Annotated in this window: 18 protein-coding genes; 6 read left to right on the forward strand and 12 right to left on the reverse strand. The window is 73.7% G+C overall.

Translation table 11 applies throughout. The features are described from left to right. Nucleotides 1–68 precede the first annotated feature (68 nt). Together AB0Q96_RS13905 and AB0Q96_RS13910 are read left to right on the forward strand one after the other, a co-directional pair. On the forward strand, nucleotides 69–596 hold the full coding sequence (locus tag AB0Q96_RS13905) for a YbaK/EbsC family protein (protein WP_365324985.1): 528 nt from the start codon (nucleotides 69–71) through the stop codon (nucleotides 594–596). Beyond that, entirely contained in the window at nucleotides 593–1,444 is an 852-nt protein-coding gene (locus tag AB0Q96_RS13910) for a DMT family transporter (protein WP_365324987.1), read from the forward strand. The genes AB0Q96_RS13905 and AB0Q96_RS13910 overlap by 4 nt, the downstream gene beginning before the upstream one ends. 19 nt (nucleotides 1,445–1,463) lie before the next feature. Here the strand turns inward: AB0Q96_RS13910 and AB0Q96_RS13915 are convergent, their stop codons facing one another. Next, nucleotides 1,464–1,817, reverse strand: a complete 354-nt coding sequence (locus AB0Q96_RS13915) for a helix-turn-helix domain-containing protein (protein WP_365324989.1) — start codon at nucleotides 1,815–1,817, stop codon at nucleotides 1,464–1,466. 78 nt (nucleotides 1,818–1,895) lie between these two features. On the opposite strand from AB0Q96_RS13915, the gene AB0Q96_RS13920 reads away from it, so the two are divergent. Further along, nucleotides 1,896–2,573 (forward strand): NAD(P)-binding domain-containing protein, encoded by a 678-nt coding sequence (locus tag AB0Q96_RS13920; protein WP_365324991.1) that lies wholly within the window; start codon nucleotides 1,896–1,898, stop codon nucleotides 2,571–2,573. Nucleotides 2,574–2,862: 289 nt separating this feature from the next. Next, nucleotides 2,863–3,378 (forward strand): RICIN domain-containing protein, encoded by a 516-nt coding sequence (locus AB0Q96_RS13925; RefSeq protein WP_365324993.1) that lies wholly within the window; start codon nucleotides 2,863–2,865, stop codon nucleotides 3,376–3,378. On the opposite strand, the gene AB0Q96_RS13930 is transcribed toward AB0Q96_RS13925, so the two are convergent. From AB0Q96_RS13930 to AB0Q96_RS13945, 4 genes are all read right to left on the reverse strand, one after another. Next, nucleotides 3,375–4,556 carry a serine hydrolase domain-containing protein gene (locus AB0Q96_RS13930; RefSeq protein WP_365324995.1) on the reverse strand — a complete coding sequence of 394 codons (1,182 nt, stop codon included), beginning with the start codon at nucleotides 4,554–4,556 and terminating at the stop codon, nucleotides 3,375–3,377. The two genes, AB0Q96_RS13925 and AB0Q96_RS13930, sit on opposite strands and share 4 nt — an antisense overlap. A 63-nt stretch (nucleotides 4,557–4,619) precedes the next feature. Further along, nucleotides 4,620–5,393: an ABC transporter ATP-binding protein gene (locus AB0Q96_RS13935; protein WP_365324997.1), complete on the reverse strand. Its 774-nt coding sequence runs from the start codon at nucleotides 5,391–5,393 to the stop codon at nucleotides 4,620–4,622. After that, nucleotides 5,390–6,151, reverse strand: a complete 762-nt coding sequence (gene cbiQ, locus AB0Q96_RS13940; protein ID WP_365324999.1) for a cobalt ECF transporter T component CbiQ — start codon at nucleotides 6,149–6,151, stop codon at nucleotides 5,390–5,392. Before cbiQ ends, AB0Q96_RS13935 begins: the two co-directional genes overlap by 4 nt. Continuing rightward, nucleotides 6,151–7,215 carry an energy-coupling factor ABC transporter permease gene (locus AB0Q96_RS13945; RefSeq protein ID WP_365325001.1) on the reverse strand — a complete coding sequence of 355 codons (1,065 nt, stop codon included), beginning with the start codon at nucleotides 7,213–7,215 and terminating at the stop codon, nucleotides 6,151–6,153. Before AB0Q96_RS13945 ends, cbiQ begins: the two co-directional genes overlap by 1 nt. A 211-nt stretch (nucleotides 7,216–7,426) precedes the next feature. On the opposite strand from AB0Q96_RS13945, the gene AB0Q96_RS13950 reads away from it, so the two are divergent. Next, a complete protein-coding gene (locus tag AB0Q96_RS13950) occupies nucleotides 7,427–7,837 on the forward strand; it encodes an SsgA family sporulation/cell division regulator (RefSeq protein WP_365325417.1) in 411 nt (136 codons plus the stop codon). 94 nt (nucleotides 7,838–7,931) lie between these two features. Here the strand turns inward: AB0Q96_RS13950 and AB0Q96_RS13955 are convergent, their stop codons facing one another. Both AB0Q96_RS13955 and AB0Q96_RS13960 read right to left on the reverse strand, forming a co-directional pair. Then, nucleotides 7,932–10,112, reverse strand: a complete 2,181-nt coding sequence (locus AB0Q96_RS13955) for an MMPL family transporter (protein WP_365325003.1) — start codon at nucleotides 10,110–10,112, stop codon at nucleotides 7,932–7,934. A 161-nt stretch (nucleotides 10,113–10,273) separates the two neighbouring features. After that, nucleotides 10,274–10,843, reverse strand: coding sequence for a TetR/AcrR family transcriptional regulator (locus AB0Q96_RS13960; protein ID WP_365325005.1), 570 nt, complete (start codon nucleotides 10,841–10,843; stop codon nucleotides 10,274–10,276). 300 nt (nucleotides 10,844–11,143) lie between these two features. Here AB0Q96_RS13960 and AB0Q96_RS13965 point away from each other — a divergent pair, with 300 nt between their 5' ends. After that, nucleotides 11,144–14,653: a S41 family peptidase gene (locus AB0Q96_RS13965; RefSeq protein WP_365325007.1), complete on the forward strand. Its 3,510-nt coding sequence runs from the start codon at nucleotides 11,144–11,146 to the stop codon at nucleotides 14,651–14,653. Here the strand turns inward: AB0Q96_RS13965 and AB0Q96_RS13970 are convergent. The 5 genes from AB0Q96_RS13970 to AB0Q96_RS13990 form a co-directional block, all read right to left on the reverse strand. Beyond that, nucleotides 14,596–15,174, reverse strand: a complete 579-nt coding sequence (locus AB0Q96_RS13970) for a GNAT family N-acetyltransferase (RefSeq protein ID WP_365325009.1) — start codon at nucleotides 15,172–15,174, stop codon at nucleotides 14,596–14,598. The genes AB0Q96_RS13965 and AB0Q96_RS13970 overlap by 58 nt on opposite strands. Nucleotides 15,175–15,298: 124 nt before the next feature. Continuing rightward, nucleotides 15,299–15,484, reverse strand: coding sequence for a hypothetical protein (locus AB0Q96_RS13975; protein ID WP_365325011.1), 186 nt, complete (start codon nucleotides 15,482–15,484; stop codon nucleotides 15,299–15,301). Nucleotides 15,485–15,593: 109 nt separating this feature from the next. Next, nucleotides 15,594–16,475, reverse strand: coding sequence for an SDR family oxidoreductase (locus AB0Q96_RS13980; protein WP_365325013.1), 882 nt, complete (start codon nucleotides 16,473–16,475; stop codon nucleotides 15,594–15,596). After that, nucleotides 16,472–17,374 (reverse strand): alpha/beta hydrolase, encoded by a 903-nt coding sequence (locus AB0Q96_RS13985; RefSeq protein ID WP_365325015.1) that lies wholly within the window; start codon nucleotides 17,372–17,374, stop codon nucleotides 16,472–16,474. Before AB0Q96_RS13985 ends, AB0Q96_RS13980 begins: the two co-directional genes overlap by 4 nt. Next, on the reverse strand, nucleotides 17,371–18,894 hold the full coding sequence (locus tag AB0Q96_RS13990; protein WP_365325017.1) for an NAD(P)/FAD-dependent oxidoreductase: 1,524 nt from the start codon (nucleotides 18,892–18,894) through the stop codon (nucleotides 17,371–17,373). The genes AB0Q96_RS13985 and AB0Q96_RS13990 overlap by 4 nt, the downstream gene beginning before the upstream one ends. Between the last annotated feature and the right edge of the window lie 261 nt (nucleotides 18,895–19,155).

Below are 19,155 nucleotides of genomic sequence, written 5' to 3' on the forward strand. Positions count from 1 at the left end.
CGCCCTCGGCGCCAGGCCGCCGTAACCCGGTCGCATGCCTCGTACACGTACCGCTAGCGTGACGGTCCATGACGACGTCACACGCCGATGCCCACCCCCAGTTCGCCGCCGCCCTGAAGGAGTTGGGGCTCGACGTCGAGATCCGGCGCTTCCCGGACGAGACGCGGACCGCGCAGCAGGCCGCCGACGCCATCGGCTGCGCGGTCTCGGAGATCGTGAAGTCGCTGGTCTTCGTGGCATGGGAGTCCCCCCTGCTCGAGCGAAGTCGAGAGCTCGGGGGAGGGGTGCCCGTGCTGGTCCTCATGGACGGCGCCTCGCGGGTGGACCTGGAACGGGTCCGGGCCGAGCTCGGCGCGGCGGAGGTGACCCGCGCCGACGCGCGCCTGGTCCGGGAGACGACGGGCTACGCGATCGGCGGCGTCCCGCCCTTCGGGCACCGCACCCGCACCCGGGTCCTCGCCGACCGCGGGCTGCTCGACCACGCGGTGGTGTGGGCGGCGGCCGGCACCCCGCACACCGTCTTCGCCCTGGACCCCGGGACGCTGATCGCGCACGCGGGCGGCACGCCGGTGGACGTCCGGGAGCGTACGGCGTGACGCCCCTCGTCGTCGCGGCCGTACTGATCGCGGCGGTGACGCACGCCAGTTGGAACGCGATAGCCGCCCGCATCCAGGACCAGCTGCTCTCCTTCACCCTGATATCCGGCGGCGGCGCCCTGATCGGCGCCGTGACCGCCTGCTTCGTGCCGCTTCCGGCGGCGGGGGCGTGGCCGTACCTGGTCGCGTCGGCCGTGCTGCACGTGGCGTACTACGCGCTGCTGATGAAGTCGTTCGCGCTCGGCGACTTCGGCCAGATGTACCCGATCGCCCGGGGCACGGCACCGCTCGTGGTGACCCTGCTCGCCGCGGTGTTCGTCGCCGAGATCCCGTCCGCCGAGCAGCTCGCCGGCGTCGCGGTGGCCTGCGCGGGCCTCACCGGCCTCGCCCTGTGGGGCATCCGCGGCAAGGGCGCCCGCCCGCACTGGCCGGCCCTGCTGGCGGCGGGCGCGACGGGCCTGTCCATCGCCGCGTACACGGTCGTGGACGGCGTCGGCGTCCGCGCCTCGGAGAACCCGCTCGGCTACATCGCCTGGCTGATGCTCCTGGAGGGCCTGGTCATCCCCGCCTACGCCCTGCACCGCCGCCGCGCCGCCCTGGCCGCCGAACTCCGCCCGTACGCCGCCCGCGGCCTCCTCGGCGCGGCCCTCTCGGTCGGCGCCTACGCCCTCGTCCTGTGGGCCCAGACCAAGGCCCCCCTCGCCCCGATCGCGGCCCTGCGCGAGTCCTCCATCATCGTGGGCGCGGCCATCGGCGCCCTCCTCTTCAAGGAACGCTTCGGCGGCCCGAGGATCGCGGCGGCGGGGCTGATGGTGGTGGGCATCGGGTTGATGCTGTACGCGAGTTGAGCGGCCGGCAGCGGCCCGCTCAGGACTCCGAGGCCGCTTCCTGCGCGGCCATCACCTCGTCCCCGTGCGCGAAGGCCCAGGCGCCCGCCGCCTCGATGGGGGCCAGGAAGGTGCGGCCCAGCGGGGTGAGGCGGTAGGTGACGCGGGCCGGTGCGGCCGGGTCCGTGCGGCGGTCGACCAGGCCGTTGAACTGCAGTCTGCGCAGGGTCTCCGTGAGGACCTTGGAGCTGATGCCCCCGATGCGTTCCCGGAGTTCGACCGGGCGCAGGGGGGCGTCGCGCAGGGCCCAGAGGACCACGGCGTTCCAGGTGTTGGAGAGCAGGTCGAAGGCGAGGCGGGCGCGGCAGTCGGCGAGGAAGGCGTCGGTCGTCACGTACCGAATGGTGCCCGAGCGGCCCTCTAGCGTCGGTGTGAACGAGGCAATCCGGCGTGGTGGAAGGGATGGTTGGGGATGCGGATCGGTGTGCTGGGGACGGGGAACATGGCCGACGCGCTGGCCGGGCACTGGGTGCGGGCCGGGCACGAGGTGACCTTCGGCGGGCGGGACGTCGGCCGGGCCGAGCGGCTCGCGGCCCGGGTCGGAGGCGGTGCGCGGGCCGGCGGGCTGCGTGCGGCCGTCGACGCCGGTCAGGACGTGGTGCTGGTCGCGCTGCCCTTCGGGGCGGGGGCCGAGGTGGTGCGGGGGCTGCGCGCGGAGCTGGCGGGCACGGTGCTGCTCGACTGCTCCAACCCGGTCGGGGCGGGCTTCCGGCTGCTGACGGGCGGGGGGCCGTCGGCGGCGGAGTCGCTGGCCGCGGCGGCGCCGGGGGCGCGGGTGGTCAAGGGGTTCAACCTCTGCCACGAGGACGTCTGGCGCATGCGGCCGCCCGTCTTCGACGGGCGGCCGCTGGCCGTGCCGCTCTGTGGGGACGACGCGGCGGCCCTGCGGCGGGTAGGGGAGTTGGTGCGCGCTGTGGGGTGCGAGCCCGTGGCCGGGGGCGGTCTCGAACGGGCGGCTCTGCTGGAGGCGACCGCCGCCCTGTTCATCGGGCTGTGGGTCGGCGAGAGGGCGGACGCCCAGGCGATCGCGCCTCCGCTGGCCTACGCGGCGGGGCCGGGCGGGGCGGGTGCGCCGGGCGGGGCCAGATGAGGCGGGCCTGACGGGTTTGACGGGCCTGACGGGTCTGAGGCCGGATCAGGCGGGGCGGGTGCGCCAGGCGAGGCGGGTGCGCCGGGTGGGCCCGCGTGAGCTGGGCGGGGCCGGAGTGGGCCGTGGGCTCAGTGTGAGGTGGGGAGTTCGGGTCAATCCGGGCGGTCAAGCGGAAGGCGCACTCCACATCCCAAACTCGACGACAAGACCCTTATCGGCCACCTATCTTCCTGATCAAGATCGCGTACGCCGCCCCGTGCCGCGTACGCCCGCCTACGAGGGAGATCACATGATCAGGTCGCGCGTCCTGGGCACCGCCCTGGCCACCGCCGCGCTGACGGCCACCGCGCTCGTCGGCTCCGCCTCCACCGCCGCCGCGGTGTACGTGGAGCCGCAGCCCGCCTTCCACCTCAAGAACGCCTACGGCGGCAAGTGCGTCGCCCTGCAGGGGACCGAGAACCTCAACATCCCGTTCGCCTGGGACTGCCTGGACTACGGCGACCAGTACTGGATATTCGACGACACCAACGCCCCGACCCCGGGCGTCTACCAGCTCAAGAACCGCAACAGCGGCAAGTGCCTCGTCGTGCAGGGGTCCGACAACGGCAAGGTCCCGATCCAGTTCGACTGCCTGAACTTCGCGGACCAGTTCTGGCAGAAGGTCGCCACCGAGAACCCGGACGTCTTCAAGCTGAAGAACTTCAACAGCGGCAAGTGCCTGGCGTTGCAGGGCACCGAGAACGACCGGAACCCGTTCCAGTACGACTGCGAGGACTACGCGGACCAGGGCTGGTACATCCGCTAGAGCGCCGCCCGCACCGCCCGCACCAGCGCCTGCGCGCGCGGATCGGCCGTGACCGTCTTGCGCATGCCGTTGGTGACGTAGCCGAAGGCGATCCCCGACTCGGGGTCGGCGAAGCCCAGCGAGCCGCCCCGGCCCGGGTGGCCGAAGGAGCTCGGGCCGAGCAGCGGCGAGGCCGGGCCGTGCAGCATGTGGCCGAGGCCGAAGCGGGTGCCGACCAGCAGCACGCGGTCGGCGCCCGCCGACTCCTCGGTGCGGGCCAGCGTCGTCGTCGCCGGGGCGAAGAGCCGCGCGGCGCCGTCGACCGGACCGAGCGTCGCGGCGTAGAAGCGGGCCAGCGCGCCGGCCGTGGCCACGCCCGCCGAGCCGGGCAGTTCGGCCGCCCGGTACACCGGGTCGTTCTCGTCGGGCGCGGGCTCGATCACCCCGAAGGCCCGCCGGGTGAGCGACTCCGGGTCCTTGTACGCGTCGGAGACCGCGCGCTTGGGGCGCAGCCTGAGCGCGCCGCTGTCGGCCGGCTCCAGCTCCTCGACCGGGCCGAGCCGCCCGACCCGGTGGGCCTCGGCCTCGGGGAGTCCTATCCACAGGTCGAGGCCGAGCGGGGCGGCGATCTCCTCGGCCACCCAGCGGCCTATCGTGCGGCCGGTGGCCCGGTGGACCAGGCCGCCGAGCAGCCAGCTGAAGGTGTGGGCGTGGTAGCCGTGGGCCGTGCCCGGCTCCCAGACGGGCGCCTGGGCCGCGATGGCGGCGGTCGCCGTCGGCAGGTCGACCGCCTCGGCCAGGGTCAGCGGGCGGTCGAGGACGGGGACGCCCGCGCGGTGCGCGAGCAGCTGCCGCACGGTCACCCGCTCCTTGCCGGCCGCCTTGAACTCGGGCCAGTACGTGGCGACCGGGGCGTCCAGGTCGAGCTGCCCGCGCTGGTGGAGCAGCAGCGGCACGGCGGCGGCGACGCCCTTGGTGGCGGAGCGGACGACCTGCGCGGTGTCCTTCGTCCAGGGCTCCTCGCCCTCGACGTCCTTCGTGCCCGCCCACAGGTCGACGACCTTCGCGCCGTCCCGGTAGACGGTGACGGCCGCGCCCCGCTCGCCGCGCTGCTCGAAGTTGCGCAGGAACGCGTCCCTGACCGGCTCGAAACCGGCCCCCACCGTGCCCCGGACGTCCGCCTGACCCACCTGACCCACGCTTCCTCTCGTCGTTCGACCCCCCATGGTGCAACGTGCGGGGCGAGCGGCCGATTCCGGGGTTCAGGCCACCGAGCTCGGCACGAAGCCGTAGGGCAGTTCGAGCCGGTGCCGGGCCATGAGCTCCTCGTCGGTGAGGATGTCGGCGGTCCGTCCGTCGGCGGCGATCACGCCCTCGCTGAGGATCACCGCGCGCGGGCAGAGCTCCAGGGCGTACGGCAGGTCGTGGGTGACCATCAGGACGGTGACGTCCAGGGAGCGCAGGATGTCGGCGAGCTCGCGGCGCGAGGCCGGGTCCAGGTTGGAGGAGGGCTCGTCGAGGACGAGGATCTCCGGCTCCATCACGAGGACGGTCGCGACGGCGACCCGGCGGCGCTGTCCGAACGAGAGGTGGTGCGGGGGCCGGTCGGCGAACTCCGCCATGCCGACCCGTTCCAGGGCCCGGTGGACGGCCGCCTCCAGCTCCGCGCCCCGGAGGCCCGCGGCGGCCGGGCCGAAGGCGACGTCCTCGCGGACGGTCGGCATGAAGAGCTGGTCGTCGGGGTCCTGGAAGACGATGCCGACCCGGCGCCTGATCTCGGCGAGGTTCTTCTTGGCGACCGGCAGCCCGGCGACGGTGACGCCGCCCGCGCCGCCGGTGAGGATGCCGTTGAGGTGGAGGACGAGGGTGGTCTTGCCGGCGCCGTTGGGGCCGAGCAGGGCGACCCGCTCGCCGCGCCCGACGGTGAGGTCCACGCCGAACAGGGCCTGGTGGCCGTCGGGGTAGGCGTACGCGAGGCCGCGCACGTCCAGCGAGGCCGACGGGCCCGACGCGGGGGACGAGGGGGGTGTGGTCATAGCGTCCATCCGAGGAGGCAGATCAGGAGGGCGGCGAGCGGCAGCGCGGCGGCGTACCGCCACTGGGCGGGGGTGGCGGTGACCTCGTCGATGACCGGCATGGAGCCGGTGTAGCCGCGGCTGACCATCGCGAGGTGGACCCGCTCGCCACGCTCGTAGGAGCGGATGAAGAGGGCGCCGGCCGACTTGGCGAGGACGCCCCAGTGCCGTACGCCGCGGGCCTCGAAGCCGCGCGAGCGGCGGGCGATGGACATCCGGCGCATCTCGTCGGTGATCACGTCCCCGTAGCGGATCATGAAGGTGGCGATCTGTACGAGCAGCGGGGGCAGCCGCAGCCGCTGGAGGCCGAGGAGCAGGGCGCGCAGCTCGGTGGTGGCGGCGAGCAGCACGGAGGCGGCGACGCCGAGGGTGCCCTTGGCGAGGACGTTCCAGGCGCCCCACAGGCCGGGGACGGAGAGCGGGACACCGAGGACGGTGGTCTGCTCGCCGGGCACCACGAAGGGCATGAGCACCGCGAAGGCCACGAACGGGATCTCGATGAGCAGCCGCTTCAGCAGGAATCCGGCCGGCACCCGGGCCCGGCCGGCGACCACGCCGAGCAGCACGGCGTACCCGGCGAAGGCCCAGACCGCCTCGCGCGGGGTGGAGACGACCACCACGACGAAGGCGAAGACGGCCGCCAGCTTGGTGTGCGGGGGCAGCCCGTGGACCGGCGAGTCGGCCCGCCGGTAGAGCTTGTGGGCGTGCCCCGCGCCCATCAGGCGTCCGCGTTCGCGGGGACGGCGGGGTTCGCGTTCCGGCGGCGGCGCACGACCCAGAAGGCGCCGCTGCCGACGGCGAGGGTCGCGCCCACGCCGATCACGCCGGCGAGGCCGCCGGACAGCCGGGCGTCGCCGACGTCCTTGACGCCGTAGTCGGCGAGCGGGGAGTCGGCCGCCGCGTGCGGCTGGACCTTGCTGTCGATGCCCTTGTCGGCGGCGACCTTCTCCAGGCCGTCCGGGCTGGCGGAGGCGTAGAAGGAGACGAAGCCGGCGAGGACGAGGGCGGTGACGACGCCGCCGATCCACAGCTTCTTCGAGGAGGCGGGGGCGGCGGGGGCGGCCGGGGCGGTGGCGGGCGTGGTGACCGGGGCGGCGTCGATCAGCGCACCGCCCACGCGCAGCTTGAGGGGCGCGGTCAGGCCGCGCGCGCCGTGCACGAGGTCGGGCCGGACGGCGATGACCGCGCCGACGGTGAGCATGGTGATGACGGCCTCGCCGACGCCGATGAGGACGTGGACGCCGACCATCGCGGTGAGGACCTTGGTGATCGGCACGTCGGTGGTGCCGCCGAGCGCGTAGATCCCGGTGAAGGCGGTGGCCGCGGCCGGTACGGAGACCAGCGCGGCGACGAAGGAGGCGATCGTCACGGAGCGGCGGGTGCGCGGCAGCGCGAGGACCAGGCCGCGGAAGAGCGCGTACGACACGACGACCGTGACCACGCCCATGACGGTGACGTTCACGCCGAGGGCGGTGAGGCCGCCGTCGGCGAACAGGACGCCCTGCATGAGCAGGACGACGGCTATGCAGAGCACGCCGGTGTAGGGGCCGACGAGGATGGCGGCCAGCGCCCCGCCGAGAAGATGCCCGCTTGTTCCGGCGGCGACGGGGAAGTTGAGCATCTGCACGGCGAAGATGAAGGCCGCGACGAGGCCGGCCAGCGGCGCGGTCCGCTCGTCGAGCTCCTTGCGGGCGCCGCGCAGGCTGACGGCGACGGCGCCGGCGGCGACGACACCGGCCACGGCCGATACGGGAGCGTTGATGAATCCGTCAGGTACATGCACGTCCCGCATCATAGAGCGCTCCTGCGAAGAGCTTGCAAGAGCGTGGAGAGCACAAAAGAGGCGGGCTCACCCGGCGCATGCGCCGGGATATATGGGACATTAGAGAGCAAATGCGATGAGTGTGATGAGCACGATGAGCATGAGGAGCCGTTCGATGACGCGCGCCACGGATGACCACGCCACCCCCACCGTCCGTACCGTCCGTACCGCCCTGGCCGCCCCCGCCTCCCAGGCCACCCCCGCCACCCCCGCTACCCGCACCGGCCGCTCCTCCCCGGCGTACGCGGTCGAGGAGAGCGCCAGGGGGCGGGTCGTCACCGACGCCCCCCTCTCCCGCCCCGTACCGGTCGTCCTCCGCTACGACGCCGGCTTCTCCCCCGCGACCGTCCGCTTCGTCTTCCCCGGCGACATCGAGTGGTCCTTCCCGCGCGCGCTCCTGGAGACCGGGCTGCGCGGACCCACCCGGCGCGGGGACATCGAGGTCTGGCCCTGCGGCCGGGTCCAGACGGTCGTCGAGTTCCACAGCGTCGACGGGGTGGCCGTCGTGCAGTTCGACACGACGGCCCTGACGCGCTTCCTCCGGCACACCTACGCCGCCACCGCGTCGCGTACGACACGGTGACGGCGCGGGGTCGCGTCGGCTCCCCGTCCCCACAGGTCCCGGCGCGGTCCGGGGCCCGCCGCCCGCTCGAGCGGCGGCCCCGGAGTGCGTGAGGTCAGGCGGAGACCAGCTCCTTCGGCTCCTCGTCGGCGCCGCCGGCGTCCCGGGCGGCCAGCGCCTCGCCCTCGACGTCCACGTTGGGCAGCACGCGGCCGAGCCACTTCGGCAGCCACCACGCCTTGTGACCGAGGAGCGCGAGCACCGCCGGGACGATCGCCATGCGGACCACGAACGCGTCGAAGAGGACGGCGACGGCCAGACCGAAGCCGATCATCTTGATCATCTGGTCGTCCATGCCGATGAAGCCGGAGAAGACCGCGATCATGATCACCGCGGCGGCGGTGACCACCCGGGCGCTGTGCCGGAAGCCGGTCACGATCGCCTCGCCGGGGCGCGCCCCGTGGACGTACGCCTCGCGCATCCGGGTGACCAGGAACACCTCGTAGTCCATGGCCAGACCGAAGACCACGCCCACCATGAAGATCGGCATCATCGACATGATCGGGCCGGTCTGCTCGACCCCGAACAGGCTGCCGAGCCAGCCCCACTGGAAGACCGCGACGACCGCGCCGAGGGCGGCGACCACGGAGAGCAGGAAGCCGAGGGCCGCCTTCAGCGGGACCAGGATTGAGCGGAAGACCACCATCAGGAGCAGGAAGGCGAGTCCGACGACCAGCGCCAGGTAGGGCAGCAGCGCGTCGTTCATCTTCTGCGAGAAGTCGATGTTCATCGCGGTGGCGCCGGTGACCAGGACCTCGTCGCCGGTCGCGCCGCGGATGTCGTGCACCAGCGTCTCGGTGTCGACGGAGGACGGGCGGTCCTTCGGGATCACCGTGATCATCGCGGCGTCGCCGGCCTTGTTCGGGGTCGGCGGGGTGACCGCGACGACGCCGTCGAGGCCCTTGATCGTGTCCACGGTCCTGTCGGCGGTCGCCTTGTCGCCGTCGACGACGACGAGCAGCGGGCCGTTGAAGCCGGGCCCGAAGCCCTCGGAGAGCAGGTCGTAGGCGCGCCGCTCGGTGGCGGAGACGGGCTTGACGCCGTCGTCGGGCAGGCCCATCTCCAGGGAGGCGGCCGGCACGGCGATCGCGCCGAGGCCGAGGATGCCGACGAGCAGCACGAACACGGGGCGGCGGATGACGAAGCGGGCCCAGCGGGTGCCGCCGTTCGGCTTGTCGGCCGCCTCGGCGCCGTCGGCGGGCGTCTTCGCGCCCTTGCGCGCCTTGCGGCCCACGACCTTGTCGCCGGCGAAGCCCAGCAGGGCCGGGATCAGGGTGAGCGCGATCAGTACGGCGATCACGACCGTGCCGGCGGCGGCAAAGCCCATCTTCGTCAGCATCGGGATGTTGACGACGGCCAGGCCGACCAGCGCGATGACCACGGTGAGTCCGGCGAAGACCACGGCGGAGCCGGCGGTGCCGACGGCGCGCCCGGCGGCCTCCTCCTTCGCACGGCCCTCGGCGAGCTCCGCGCGGTAGCGGGAGACGATGAACAGGGCGTAGTCGATGCCGACGGCGAGGCCGATCATCATCGCGAGGGTGGAGGTGGTGGAGCCGAGGTCCAGGACGTTGGCGAGCGCGGTGATCGTCGAGACGCCGATGCCGACGCCGATGATCGCGGTGAGCAGCGGCAGTCCGGCGGCCACCAGCGAGCCGAAGGTGATGACGAGCACGATGCCCGCGATGACCACGCCGACGATCTCGCCCGCGCCGGTCTCCGGCATGCTCTGGAGCGCGTCGCCGCCGATCTCGACGGTCAGGCCCTGGCCCTGCGCGGCGTGCCCGGCCTCCTTGAGGGCGTCACGGGTCTCGTCGGTCAGCTCCATCCCGCTGACCTTGTAGGAGACCGAGACGTAGGCGATCCGGCCGTCCTGCGAGACGGCCTGCGCGGTGTACGGGTCGGTGACCCGGGCGACCTGGGAGGAGCTCGACTTCAGGGCGGCGACGGTCTCCTCGACCTTCGCCTTGTTGGCCGGCGTCTTCATGGTCTGGCCGGCCGGGGCCTCGAAGACCACCCGGGCGGTGGCGCCGTCGGCGCTGCCGCCGGGGAAGCGCTCTTCGAGCAGGTCGAAGGCGCGCTGGGCCTCGGTGCCGGGGATCGAGAAGGAGCTGGAGGTCGCGGCGGGCGCGGTGGCGGCGCCGACGCCGGCGAGGGCGAGGAGCGCCACCCAGAGCAGGGCGACGAGCCGTCGGCGCCGGAAGGCGGAACGGCCGAGCTTGTAGAGGAACGTGGCCACGGGGGCGTACTCCCGGTGTTGAGTGGGACAGGGCATGGGGAGCCGGCCCGACGGCGTGAGCGGTGCGCAGCGTCAGGGGGTACGGGTGCGGACGGTCCGGTGGTACCGGCCGGGGAGCCGGTGCGGACGCGTCTGCGGTTCCGGCCGGGAAGGCCGGTGCGTCAGGCGCCGAGTGAGGGGAGCACCACGGCGTTGACGTAGGCGCTGAGGAAGGCGGCGTCGACCGGCTGATCCTCGATCAGCGGGCGGGCGACGAACGCTCCGATCAGCATGTGGGGCAGGAGCTTGAGCGCCGGGTTGTCGGCGGCGATCTCTCCCCTGCGGACGGCCCGCTGGAGCACCTCGTCGAGGCTGTCCATCTCGGGTTCGACGAGCAGCTCGCGCATGGCGCGGAGCAGGTCGGGGTTGTTGTGGACGGCGTGGGCCAGACCCCGCATCAGCGCGGTGTCCTTCTCCAGCCGGCAGTCGTCGGTCCGTTGCAGCATCACGTCGAAGTCACCGCGCAGGCTGCCGGTGTCGATCTCGGCGAGCTTGACCGGCTTGTCATGGCGCAGCGCCATGACGACGAGGTGCGGCTTGCTCCCCCACTGGCGGTAGAGGGTGGCCTTGCTGCATCGGGTACGGGCGGCGACGGCGTCCATGGTGAGGGCGTCGTAGCCGACCTCGCGCAGCAGTTCGAGCACGGCCGTGTAGAGCTCGGCCTCCCTTTCGGGGGTGAGCCTGCTGGCCATGACCGGCCTCCTGTCCCGACGGGGGTTCACGTGGTTCGGTGACGCGGTTCCGTGCGGGCGGGACCCGAACGAAACCGTTTCGTACACCACGACGATACCCACCGCCCCTACGAAACGAAACCGTTTCGTACGTGTCCTGGGCCACACCACGGGCACCCGCCGGGACCTCACCGGCACCCCACGGGCACCCCGCCGAGACCCCACCGGCACCCCGCCGCTCCCGCCGTTCCCCGCCCGGGAATCCCGACTCGACCACACGTACGAGTTGCCGCGCCCCCTTCGCGCGGAAAGCATGAGGAGGTGAGTGACGACCTCGCGTATCTCCGCTTCCCGCACCTCCACGACGAGCTGCTGTGCTTCGTCACCGAGGACGACCTCTGGGTCTCCCCCCTCGTGCCCGAGGGCCACCGCCCCGGCCGCGCCTGGCGGGTCACCGTCGACCGGACGCGGGTCGGGCCCCCGCGCTTCTCCCCCGACGGGCGCCACCTCGCGTACACGAGCTGGCGCAGCCTCGACCCCGAGATCCACCTCGCGCCGGTCGACGGCGGCCCGGCCCGGCGGCTGACCTACTGGGGGTCCACCGACACCCGGGTCTGCGGCTGGTCGCCGCCCGACAAGGACGGCCGGTCCGACATCCTCGCCGTCTCCTCGCACGGGCAGCCCTTCTCGTACTACTCCTGGGCCTACAGCGTCCCCACCGACGGCACCCCCGGCGGCCGGATGCCCTGGGGCCCGGTCTCCGACATCGCCGTCGCCGACCTGGGCGAGGACGCCTCCGGCGCCGAGGGCCCCGGAGGGCAGCGCCGCACCCTGCTGCTCACCGGGCGCCCGCCGCACGAGCCGGCCTCCTGGAAGCGCTACCGGGGCGGCGCGACGGGGCGGCTCTGGCTGCACGGCGTACGGCTCCTCGAAGAGCTCGGCGGGCAGCTCGAAGCCCCCCTGTTCGTCGCCGCGCCCGAGGCCGAGGGCGGCCACCGGATCGCCTTCCTCTCCGACCACGAGGGCATCGGCAACCTCTACTCCTGCCGCCCCGACGGCACCGGACTGCGCCGCCACACCGACCACGACGAGTTCTACGCCCGGCACGCCTCCAGCGACGGGCGCCGGGTCGTCTACCAGTGCGCCGGCGAACTGTGGATCGTCGACGACCTGAGCGCCGGCGCGCAGCCGCGCCGCCTGGAGGTCCGGCTCGGCGGGCCCCGCGCCGGCCGCCGCCCCTACCAGGTGCCGGCCGCCCACCACGTCGACGCGCTCTCCGTGGACGAGACCGGGCGGGCCAGCGCCGTCTCCGTGCGCGGCAGCCTCTACTGGCTGACCCACCGCGACGGCCCGGCCCGCACCATCGCCGACACCCCGGGCGTACGGGTCAGGCAGCCCGAGATGCTGGGCAGCGGCGGGCAGGTCGCGTACGTCACCGACGCGGAGGGCGAGGACGCCATCGAGATCGCGACCCTCCCGCGCGCCAGCGGCGACCGGGAGCCGCGCCGGCTCGCCGCGGGCCGGCTCGGCCGCGTCGAGGAGCTGGTCTCCGACCCGGACGGCGAACGGCTGGCCATCGCCTCCAACGACGGCCGGTTGCTGCTGATCGCGACGACCGAGGAGGAGGGTGAGGACGAGGAGGAAGTGGCGGGCGGGGAGGCCGCCCGCGCCGGGGCCACCCCTTCCGACGCCGGGGACGCCGGGGACGCCGTGACGGGCGCAGCCACCGCAACCACCCCAGCCGAGACGGCCGGCACAAGCACCAGCACAGGATCAGTCACCGCCTCCGCTCCCGAAGCCCCCGACCAGGTCACCGAGCTCATCCGCTCCGTCAACGGCCCCGTCCGCGACCTGGCGTTCTCCCCCGACGGCGCCTGGCTCACCTGGTCCCACCCGGGCATCGGGCGTTCCCTGCGGTCCATCAAGATGGCCCGGATCTCCGGGCCCGGCGCCCCCATGATCGTCGACGTCACCAACGGGCGCTTCGAGGACGAGAACCCGGTCTTCACCAGCGACGGGCGCTACCTCGCCTTCCTCTCCTGGCGGGGCTTCGACCCGGTGTACGACGTCCACACCGGCGACCTGTCCTTCCCGCTGGGCTGCCGCCCCTACCTCGTACCGCTCAACTCGGCGACCCCGTCCCCGTTCGCGCTGCTGCCCGACGGGCGGCCCGCGGCGGGCGGCATGGACCCGGTCGACGAGGAGGCGGGCACCGGCGACGGCACGGTGACCGTCGAGACCGAGGGGCTCGCCGACCGGGTCACGCCCTTCCCGGTCACCGCCTCCAAGTACTCGGCGCTGTACCCGGTGGCCGGCGGCGGTCTGGTCTGGCTGCGCTGGCCGATCTCCGGCGCGCTCGGCGAGACCTTCGCCAACCCCTCGGACCCCTCGCCCCGGCCCACGCTGGAGCACTACAACATCACCAAGGCCCGCAAGACCGAACTCGTCACCCACCTCGACTGGTTCGCGGTCAGCGGCGACGCCTCCCGGCTCGTCGTCGTCGACGAGGGCGAACTGCGCGCCGTCCCCGCCAACGAGCCCGGCGACTCCGACTCGACCGTCTACCTGGACCTGCGGCGCATCGTGCACGAGGTGGACCCGGCGGCGGAGTGGCGGCAGGCCTTCGACGAGGCCGGCCGGATCGTCCGCGCCTACTTCTGGGAGCCCGGCATGGGCGGCGTGGACTGGACGGCGGTGCTCGACCAGTACCGGCCGCTGGTCGAACGCTGCGCCTCCCCGGACGAGTTCGCCGACCTGGTGCGCGAGGTCTTCGGCGAACTCGGCACCTCCCACGCGTACGTCACCCCCGCCCGCCGCAACGAGGGCCCGGCGCACTACCAGCGCGCCCAGGGGCTGCTGGGCGCCAACCTCGTGCCCCGGGACGAGGGCTGGCTGGTCAAGCGGATCCTGCCCGGCGACTCCTCCGACTCCAAGGCGCGCTCCCCGCTGGCCGGCACCGGCATCCGCGAGGGCGCGGTCCTCACCCATGTCGACGGGCGCCCCGTCGACCCGGTCACCGGCCCCTACCCGCTGCTGTCCGGCACCGGCGGCACCACCGTCGAGCTCACCTTCCGGCCGCCCGGCAGCGCGGGCCGGGCCCGCCGCGTCGCCGTCGTCCCGCTGGTCGACGAACGCCCGCTGCGCTACCAGGACTGGGTCGCGAAACGGCGCGCGGTCGTACGGGAGCTGAGCGGCGGGCGCTGCGGCTACCTGCACATCCCCGACATGGGCGGCTCCGGCTGGGCCCAGTTCAACCGCGACCTGCGCATGGAGGTCTCCCGGCCGGCCCTCATCGTGGACGTCCGGGGCAACGCCGGCGGCAACATCAGCGAGCTGGTGATAGAGAAGCTGACCCGCCGCATCCTGGGCTGGGACCTCACCCGCGACGCCCAGCCCGTCTCGTACACCTCCAACGCCCCGCGCGGCCCGATCGTGGCCCTCGCCGACGAGGCCACCTCCTCCGACGGCGACATGATCACCGCCGCGTTCAAGCTGCTCGGGCTGGGCCCCGTGGTGGGGCAGCGCACCTGGGGCGGCGTCGTCGGCATGACGGGCCGCCACCGGCTCGGCGACGGCACCCAGATCACCGTGCCGATGAACGCGGCCTGGTTCCCCGAGTACGGCTGGTCGATCGAGAACCACGGCGTGGAACCGGACCTCGCGGTGTTGCGCACCCCGCTCGACTGGGCCGAGGGCCGCTACGCCCAGCTCGACGACGCCGTGCACATCGCGCTGGCGCTGCTCGCCGAGACCCCCGCGGCGAGCCCTCCGGGCTACGAGGGACTGCCGGACCACTCCCGGCCGAAACTGCCGCCGAGGTCCAGCTCGTAGGCGATCCCGGGCTGGTGCTCGCCGGAACCGCCGGCGCCCGCCCCGGCGGACCCGGTGGCGGATCCGGTGGCGGCGCCCTGGAGCGCCACGCCCCCCACCGCCCCGAAGCCGACCCGGGCGAGCACCGCCCGGGACGGCCCGTTGCCGAGGGTCGTCTCGGCGGTCAGCCGGCTCAGCCCGTACTCCTCGCGCGCCAGCCGGCACAGCGCGCGCACGCCCTGGGTGGCGAGCCCGCGCCCGGTGGCCTTCTCGGCGAGCCGGTAGCCGAGTTCCGCGCTGTCCCCGTCGAGGTCCACGAGGTTGAACCGGCCGAGGATCTCCCCGTCGTCCGCGACGAGGACGTGGAAGGCGATCCGGCCGCTCTCCTGCTCGTCGAGCAGGGCGCGGTGGCGGGCGTCGAAGCCCTCGAAGTAGGCGTCCCCCCGGTCGGGCACGGAGGCGGCGAAGAAGGCCCTGTTCTCCCGCTCGAACGCGAGCAGGGCGGGCGCGTGGTCGGGACGCAGTCGCTCAAGTACCGGCATGCGCGCCACCGTACGGAACGGGGGCGGCTCCGCGCCCCTGTTTATGGCCGGCCGGCCGCTCCGTGGCCGGATACGCGCGAAGGCGCACCCGGCGTCCCGGGTGCGCCTTCCTCACAGGACGGCGTCAGGCGTCGTAGTCCTGGTCGAAGCGGTCCTGTGCCTCCTGCTGGGCGCGCTGCGCGTCCTGCTGCGCCTGGTCCCTGCCCTGCGAGGCACGCTCGGACGCCTCGTCCTTCTTCGAACCGGCGGCCTGCCTGGCCTTGTCCGAGAGGTCCCGCGCCTTGTCCTGGAACTGGTCCTTGATGCCCATGAAGGTTCACTCCTAGAAGGGTGTGAGGGGTGCGGGGCGGATCCGCCCCTGGGCCTCGACCAGCGTGGCACGGTGGTTCACCCGGCGCATGTCGACCGGTCACACGGCGTCACACCCGCTCGCCGCGCTCCTGTTCGTCCGCCGCCCCGCCCGCGCCCACCAGGCCCTTGGAGACCGAGCCGAGCCGCGGTTCGAAGCGGCGCATCTCGCGCTGTCCGACGGAGGCGATGATCCCGGGCAGGTAGCCGCGGGTGGACTGCATCCCGCGCAGCCACCACTGGGCGTAGACGTGGGCCGAGCGGCGCTCGACGCCCGCGACGATCCGGTCGACGGCCGGGCCGAGCGGGTACGTGCGGTTCGACGGCCACGGCAGCCGCTGCCGCAGCTCCTTCATGACGTCGTCCTGGTCCGCGCCCCGCACCATGTCCGTGTCGGTCCAGGAGAGGTAGCCGACGCCGACCCGCACGCCCTTGTACGCGACCTCCGCGCGCAGGCTGTGCGCGAAGGCCTCCACGCCGGACTTGGAGGCGCAGTACGCGGTCATCATCGGGGCGGGGGTCATCGCGGCGAGCGAGGCGATCTGCAGGAAGTAGCCGCGGGACTCCATGAGGACCGGCAGGAACGCCCGGGCCGTGACCGCGCCGCCGATCAGGTTGACCTCGATCACCCGGCGCCAGGCGACGGGGTCGGAGTCCACGAACGGGCCGCCCGCCGCGACGCCCGCGTTGGCGACCACGATGTCGACCTTGCCGAACCGCTCCTTCACCTCGGCCGCGACCTTCGCCATGGCCTCGTGGTCGGTGACGTCCGCGTGCCACCAGTCGGCCTCGGTGTGCAGCCGGCCGGCGACCTCCTTCAGGAGCTCCGGCTCCAGGCCGACCAGGGCGATCTTCGCGCCGCGCGCGGACAGCTTGCGGGCGAGGAGTTCCCCGACGCCGCGGGCCCCGCCGGTGACGACCGCCACCTGTCCTTCCAGGCTCACCCTGCTCATGCCCCTGCCTCCTCGTTCTGCTTCGCGCCCAGGTAGGTGAGCGTCAGTTCGCGGATCTGCGCGGTGACGGCCTCGGGGGCCTCCACCGGCGTCATGTGGCCCATCCCGGCCAGTTCGACCAGGCCCGTGCAGTGCGGCAGGGCGGCCGCCATCGCGCGGGAGTGGACCGGCGGGGTGAGCCGGTCGGCGGTGCCGACCAGCACGGCCACGGGCAGCCGCAGCTCCCGCACGCCCGCCTCCAGGTCGAGCCCGGCCAGGACGTGCGACCAGCCGACCCGGGCGGCGCGCGGGCAGGCGTGCACGATCCGGGCGCAGGTCTCGACCCGGTCGGGCGCGGAACCCGGTCCCATCGTCGCGTACTTGAGGATCTTCTTCGAGGCGGCGTTGACCGGTCCGAGCGGCGCCTTCGCACCCAGCACGGAGGTCGTCAGCCGGGTACGGAGCCGGCCCGGCCGCAGCGGCAGGACCAGCGACTCGGCGGCGAGCCGGGACGGGCCGGTGGAGCAGAGCAGGACGGCGGCGGCGCGCTGCCGCAGGCCGGGGCGCCCGGCGGCGGCCATGACCGTCATGCCGCCCATGGAGTGCCCGGCGACGACGGCCCGTTCGCCGGGCCCGAGGGTGGCCGCGAGCACGGCCTCCAGGTCGTCGGCGAGCGCGTCCGTCGCGTAGCCCTTGCCGCCGGGGGCGGGGACCGGGCTGCGGCCGTGGCCGCGCTGGTCGTAGGCGATGACCCGGTGGTCGACGGCGAGCGCCCGGATCTGGGCGTCCCAGAAGCGGGTCGAGCAGGTCCAGCCGTGGGCGAGGACGACGGCGGGGGCGCCCTCGGCGCCGTACACCTCGACGTGGAGGGTGGAGCCGTCGGCGGAGAGCGCGGTCAGCTCGCGCGCGGCCGGGTTCACTTGGCCGTCTCCTTCCGGCGCGGGGCGCGGCGGGCGGCGGCGGGCGTGGCGGCGGCGCGCAGCACCTCGTACTCGGACAGGTCGACGCCCCGGGTCTCGCGCCGGAACTCGCCGGTCGTGCCCGGCCACAGGGTGGTGTTGCGGCCGTTGGCGTCGAGGTACCAGCTCTCGCAGCCGCCGGACTTCCACACGCTCCGCTCCATCCGGGCCTGCACCCGCCGGTTCCAGGTGCCGACGGCGGAGGGCCGGGCGGCGAGGGCGGCGCGCCCGCCGAGCACGTCGAGCTGGCGGAGGTAGTCGGCCATGTAGTTCAGCTGGGACTCGATCATGAGGATCATGGAGGAGTTCCCGAGGCCGGTGTTGGGCCCGATGATCGTCATCCAGTTGGGGAAGCCCGCGACGGTCGCGCCGCGCAGCGCCTCCATGCCGCCCTTCCAGTGGTCGGCGAGGGAGCGTCCCCCGGCGCCGACCACGCGCGGGGCGATCGGCATGTCGGTGACGTGGAAGCCGGTGCCGAAGACGATCACGTCGACCTCGGTCTCGGTGCCGTCGGCGGCGACGAGGGTGTTCCCGCGGACCTCCTTGAGCCCGGCGGCGACGACGTCGACGTTGGGCCGCGCGAGGGCCGGGTAGTAGGCGTTGGAGAGCAGGATCCGCTTGCAGCCGATGCGGTACGAGGGGGTCAGCTTGGCCCGCAGCGCCGGGTCCTTGATCGACTTGGCCATGTTGGCCTTGGCGAGCCGCTCGACCAGGCCCAGCTCGTTGGGGCGCTTGGTGAAGGCGCTGACCTGGAGCTCGCGGATGCCCCAGAGCAGCCCGCGGCGGGCGGCCGTGGTGAACGGCAGCTGCCGGTGCAGCCAGCGCTCGGGGGCGCTGATGGCGCGGTCCGCGCGGGGCATGACCCACGGGGGCGTGCGCTGGAAGAGGGTGAGCCGCCCGACCTTCGGCTGGATCGCCGGGACGATCTGGATGGCGGAGGCGCCGGTGCCGACCACGGCGACCCGCTTGCCGGTGAGGTCGTAGTCGTGGTCCCACCGGGCGGAGTGGAAGACCTTGCCGGTGAAGTCGGCGAGCCCGGGGATGTCGGGGACCTTGGGGTCGGAGAGCGGACCGGTGGCGGAGACGACGACGTCGGCGGAGAAGGTGCCGCGGCTCGTCTCGATCTCCCAGCGCAGCTCGTCCTCGTCCCAGGCCATCCGCATGACCTCGTGGCCCAGCCGCAGGTGCGGCCGGATCCCGAAGGTGTCGGCGACGTGCTCCAGGTACGCGCGGATGTGGCGCTGTCCGGAGAAGGTGCGGGGCCAGTCGGGGTTGGGCGCGAAGGAGAAGGAGTAGAGGTGGGAGGGGACGTCGCAGGCGCAGCCGGGGTAGCTGTTGTCCCGCCAGGTGCCGCCCACGGAGTCGGCCCGCTCCAGGACGACGAAGTCGGTGATCCCCTCACGGCGCAGCCGGACCGCGGCCCCGAGTCCACCGAACCCCGATCCGATCACCGCCACCCGTACGTGCTCGTGCTTCGCCATGCCGCCTCCCGGTGCGCCCGGCCAATTACGCCAGCAATCACTGGCACAATCGGGACTGTAGAGCAGCGGCATACCGAGCGGTAGGGGTACGGCCGGGGAAAGTTACCGGCGGTACAACATAGGCTGGCGAGCGTGGCGAAACGATCAGGACAACGGGTGGGAGCACAGGGGCCGGAGCGCCCGGAGGGACCGATGACGGCGGGGACGGCGGGAGCAGCGGCGGGCGCGCACGGTGACGCCGACGGCTCGGCGCTCGCGGAA

The sequence above is a fragment of the Streptomyces sp. NPDC093111 genome, from assembly GCF_040683955.1.
Classification (GTDB): domain Bacteria; phylum Actinomycetota; class Actinomycetes; order Streptomycetales; family Streptomycetaceae; genus Streptomyces.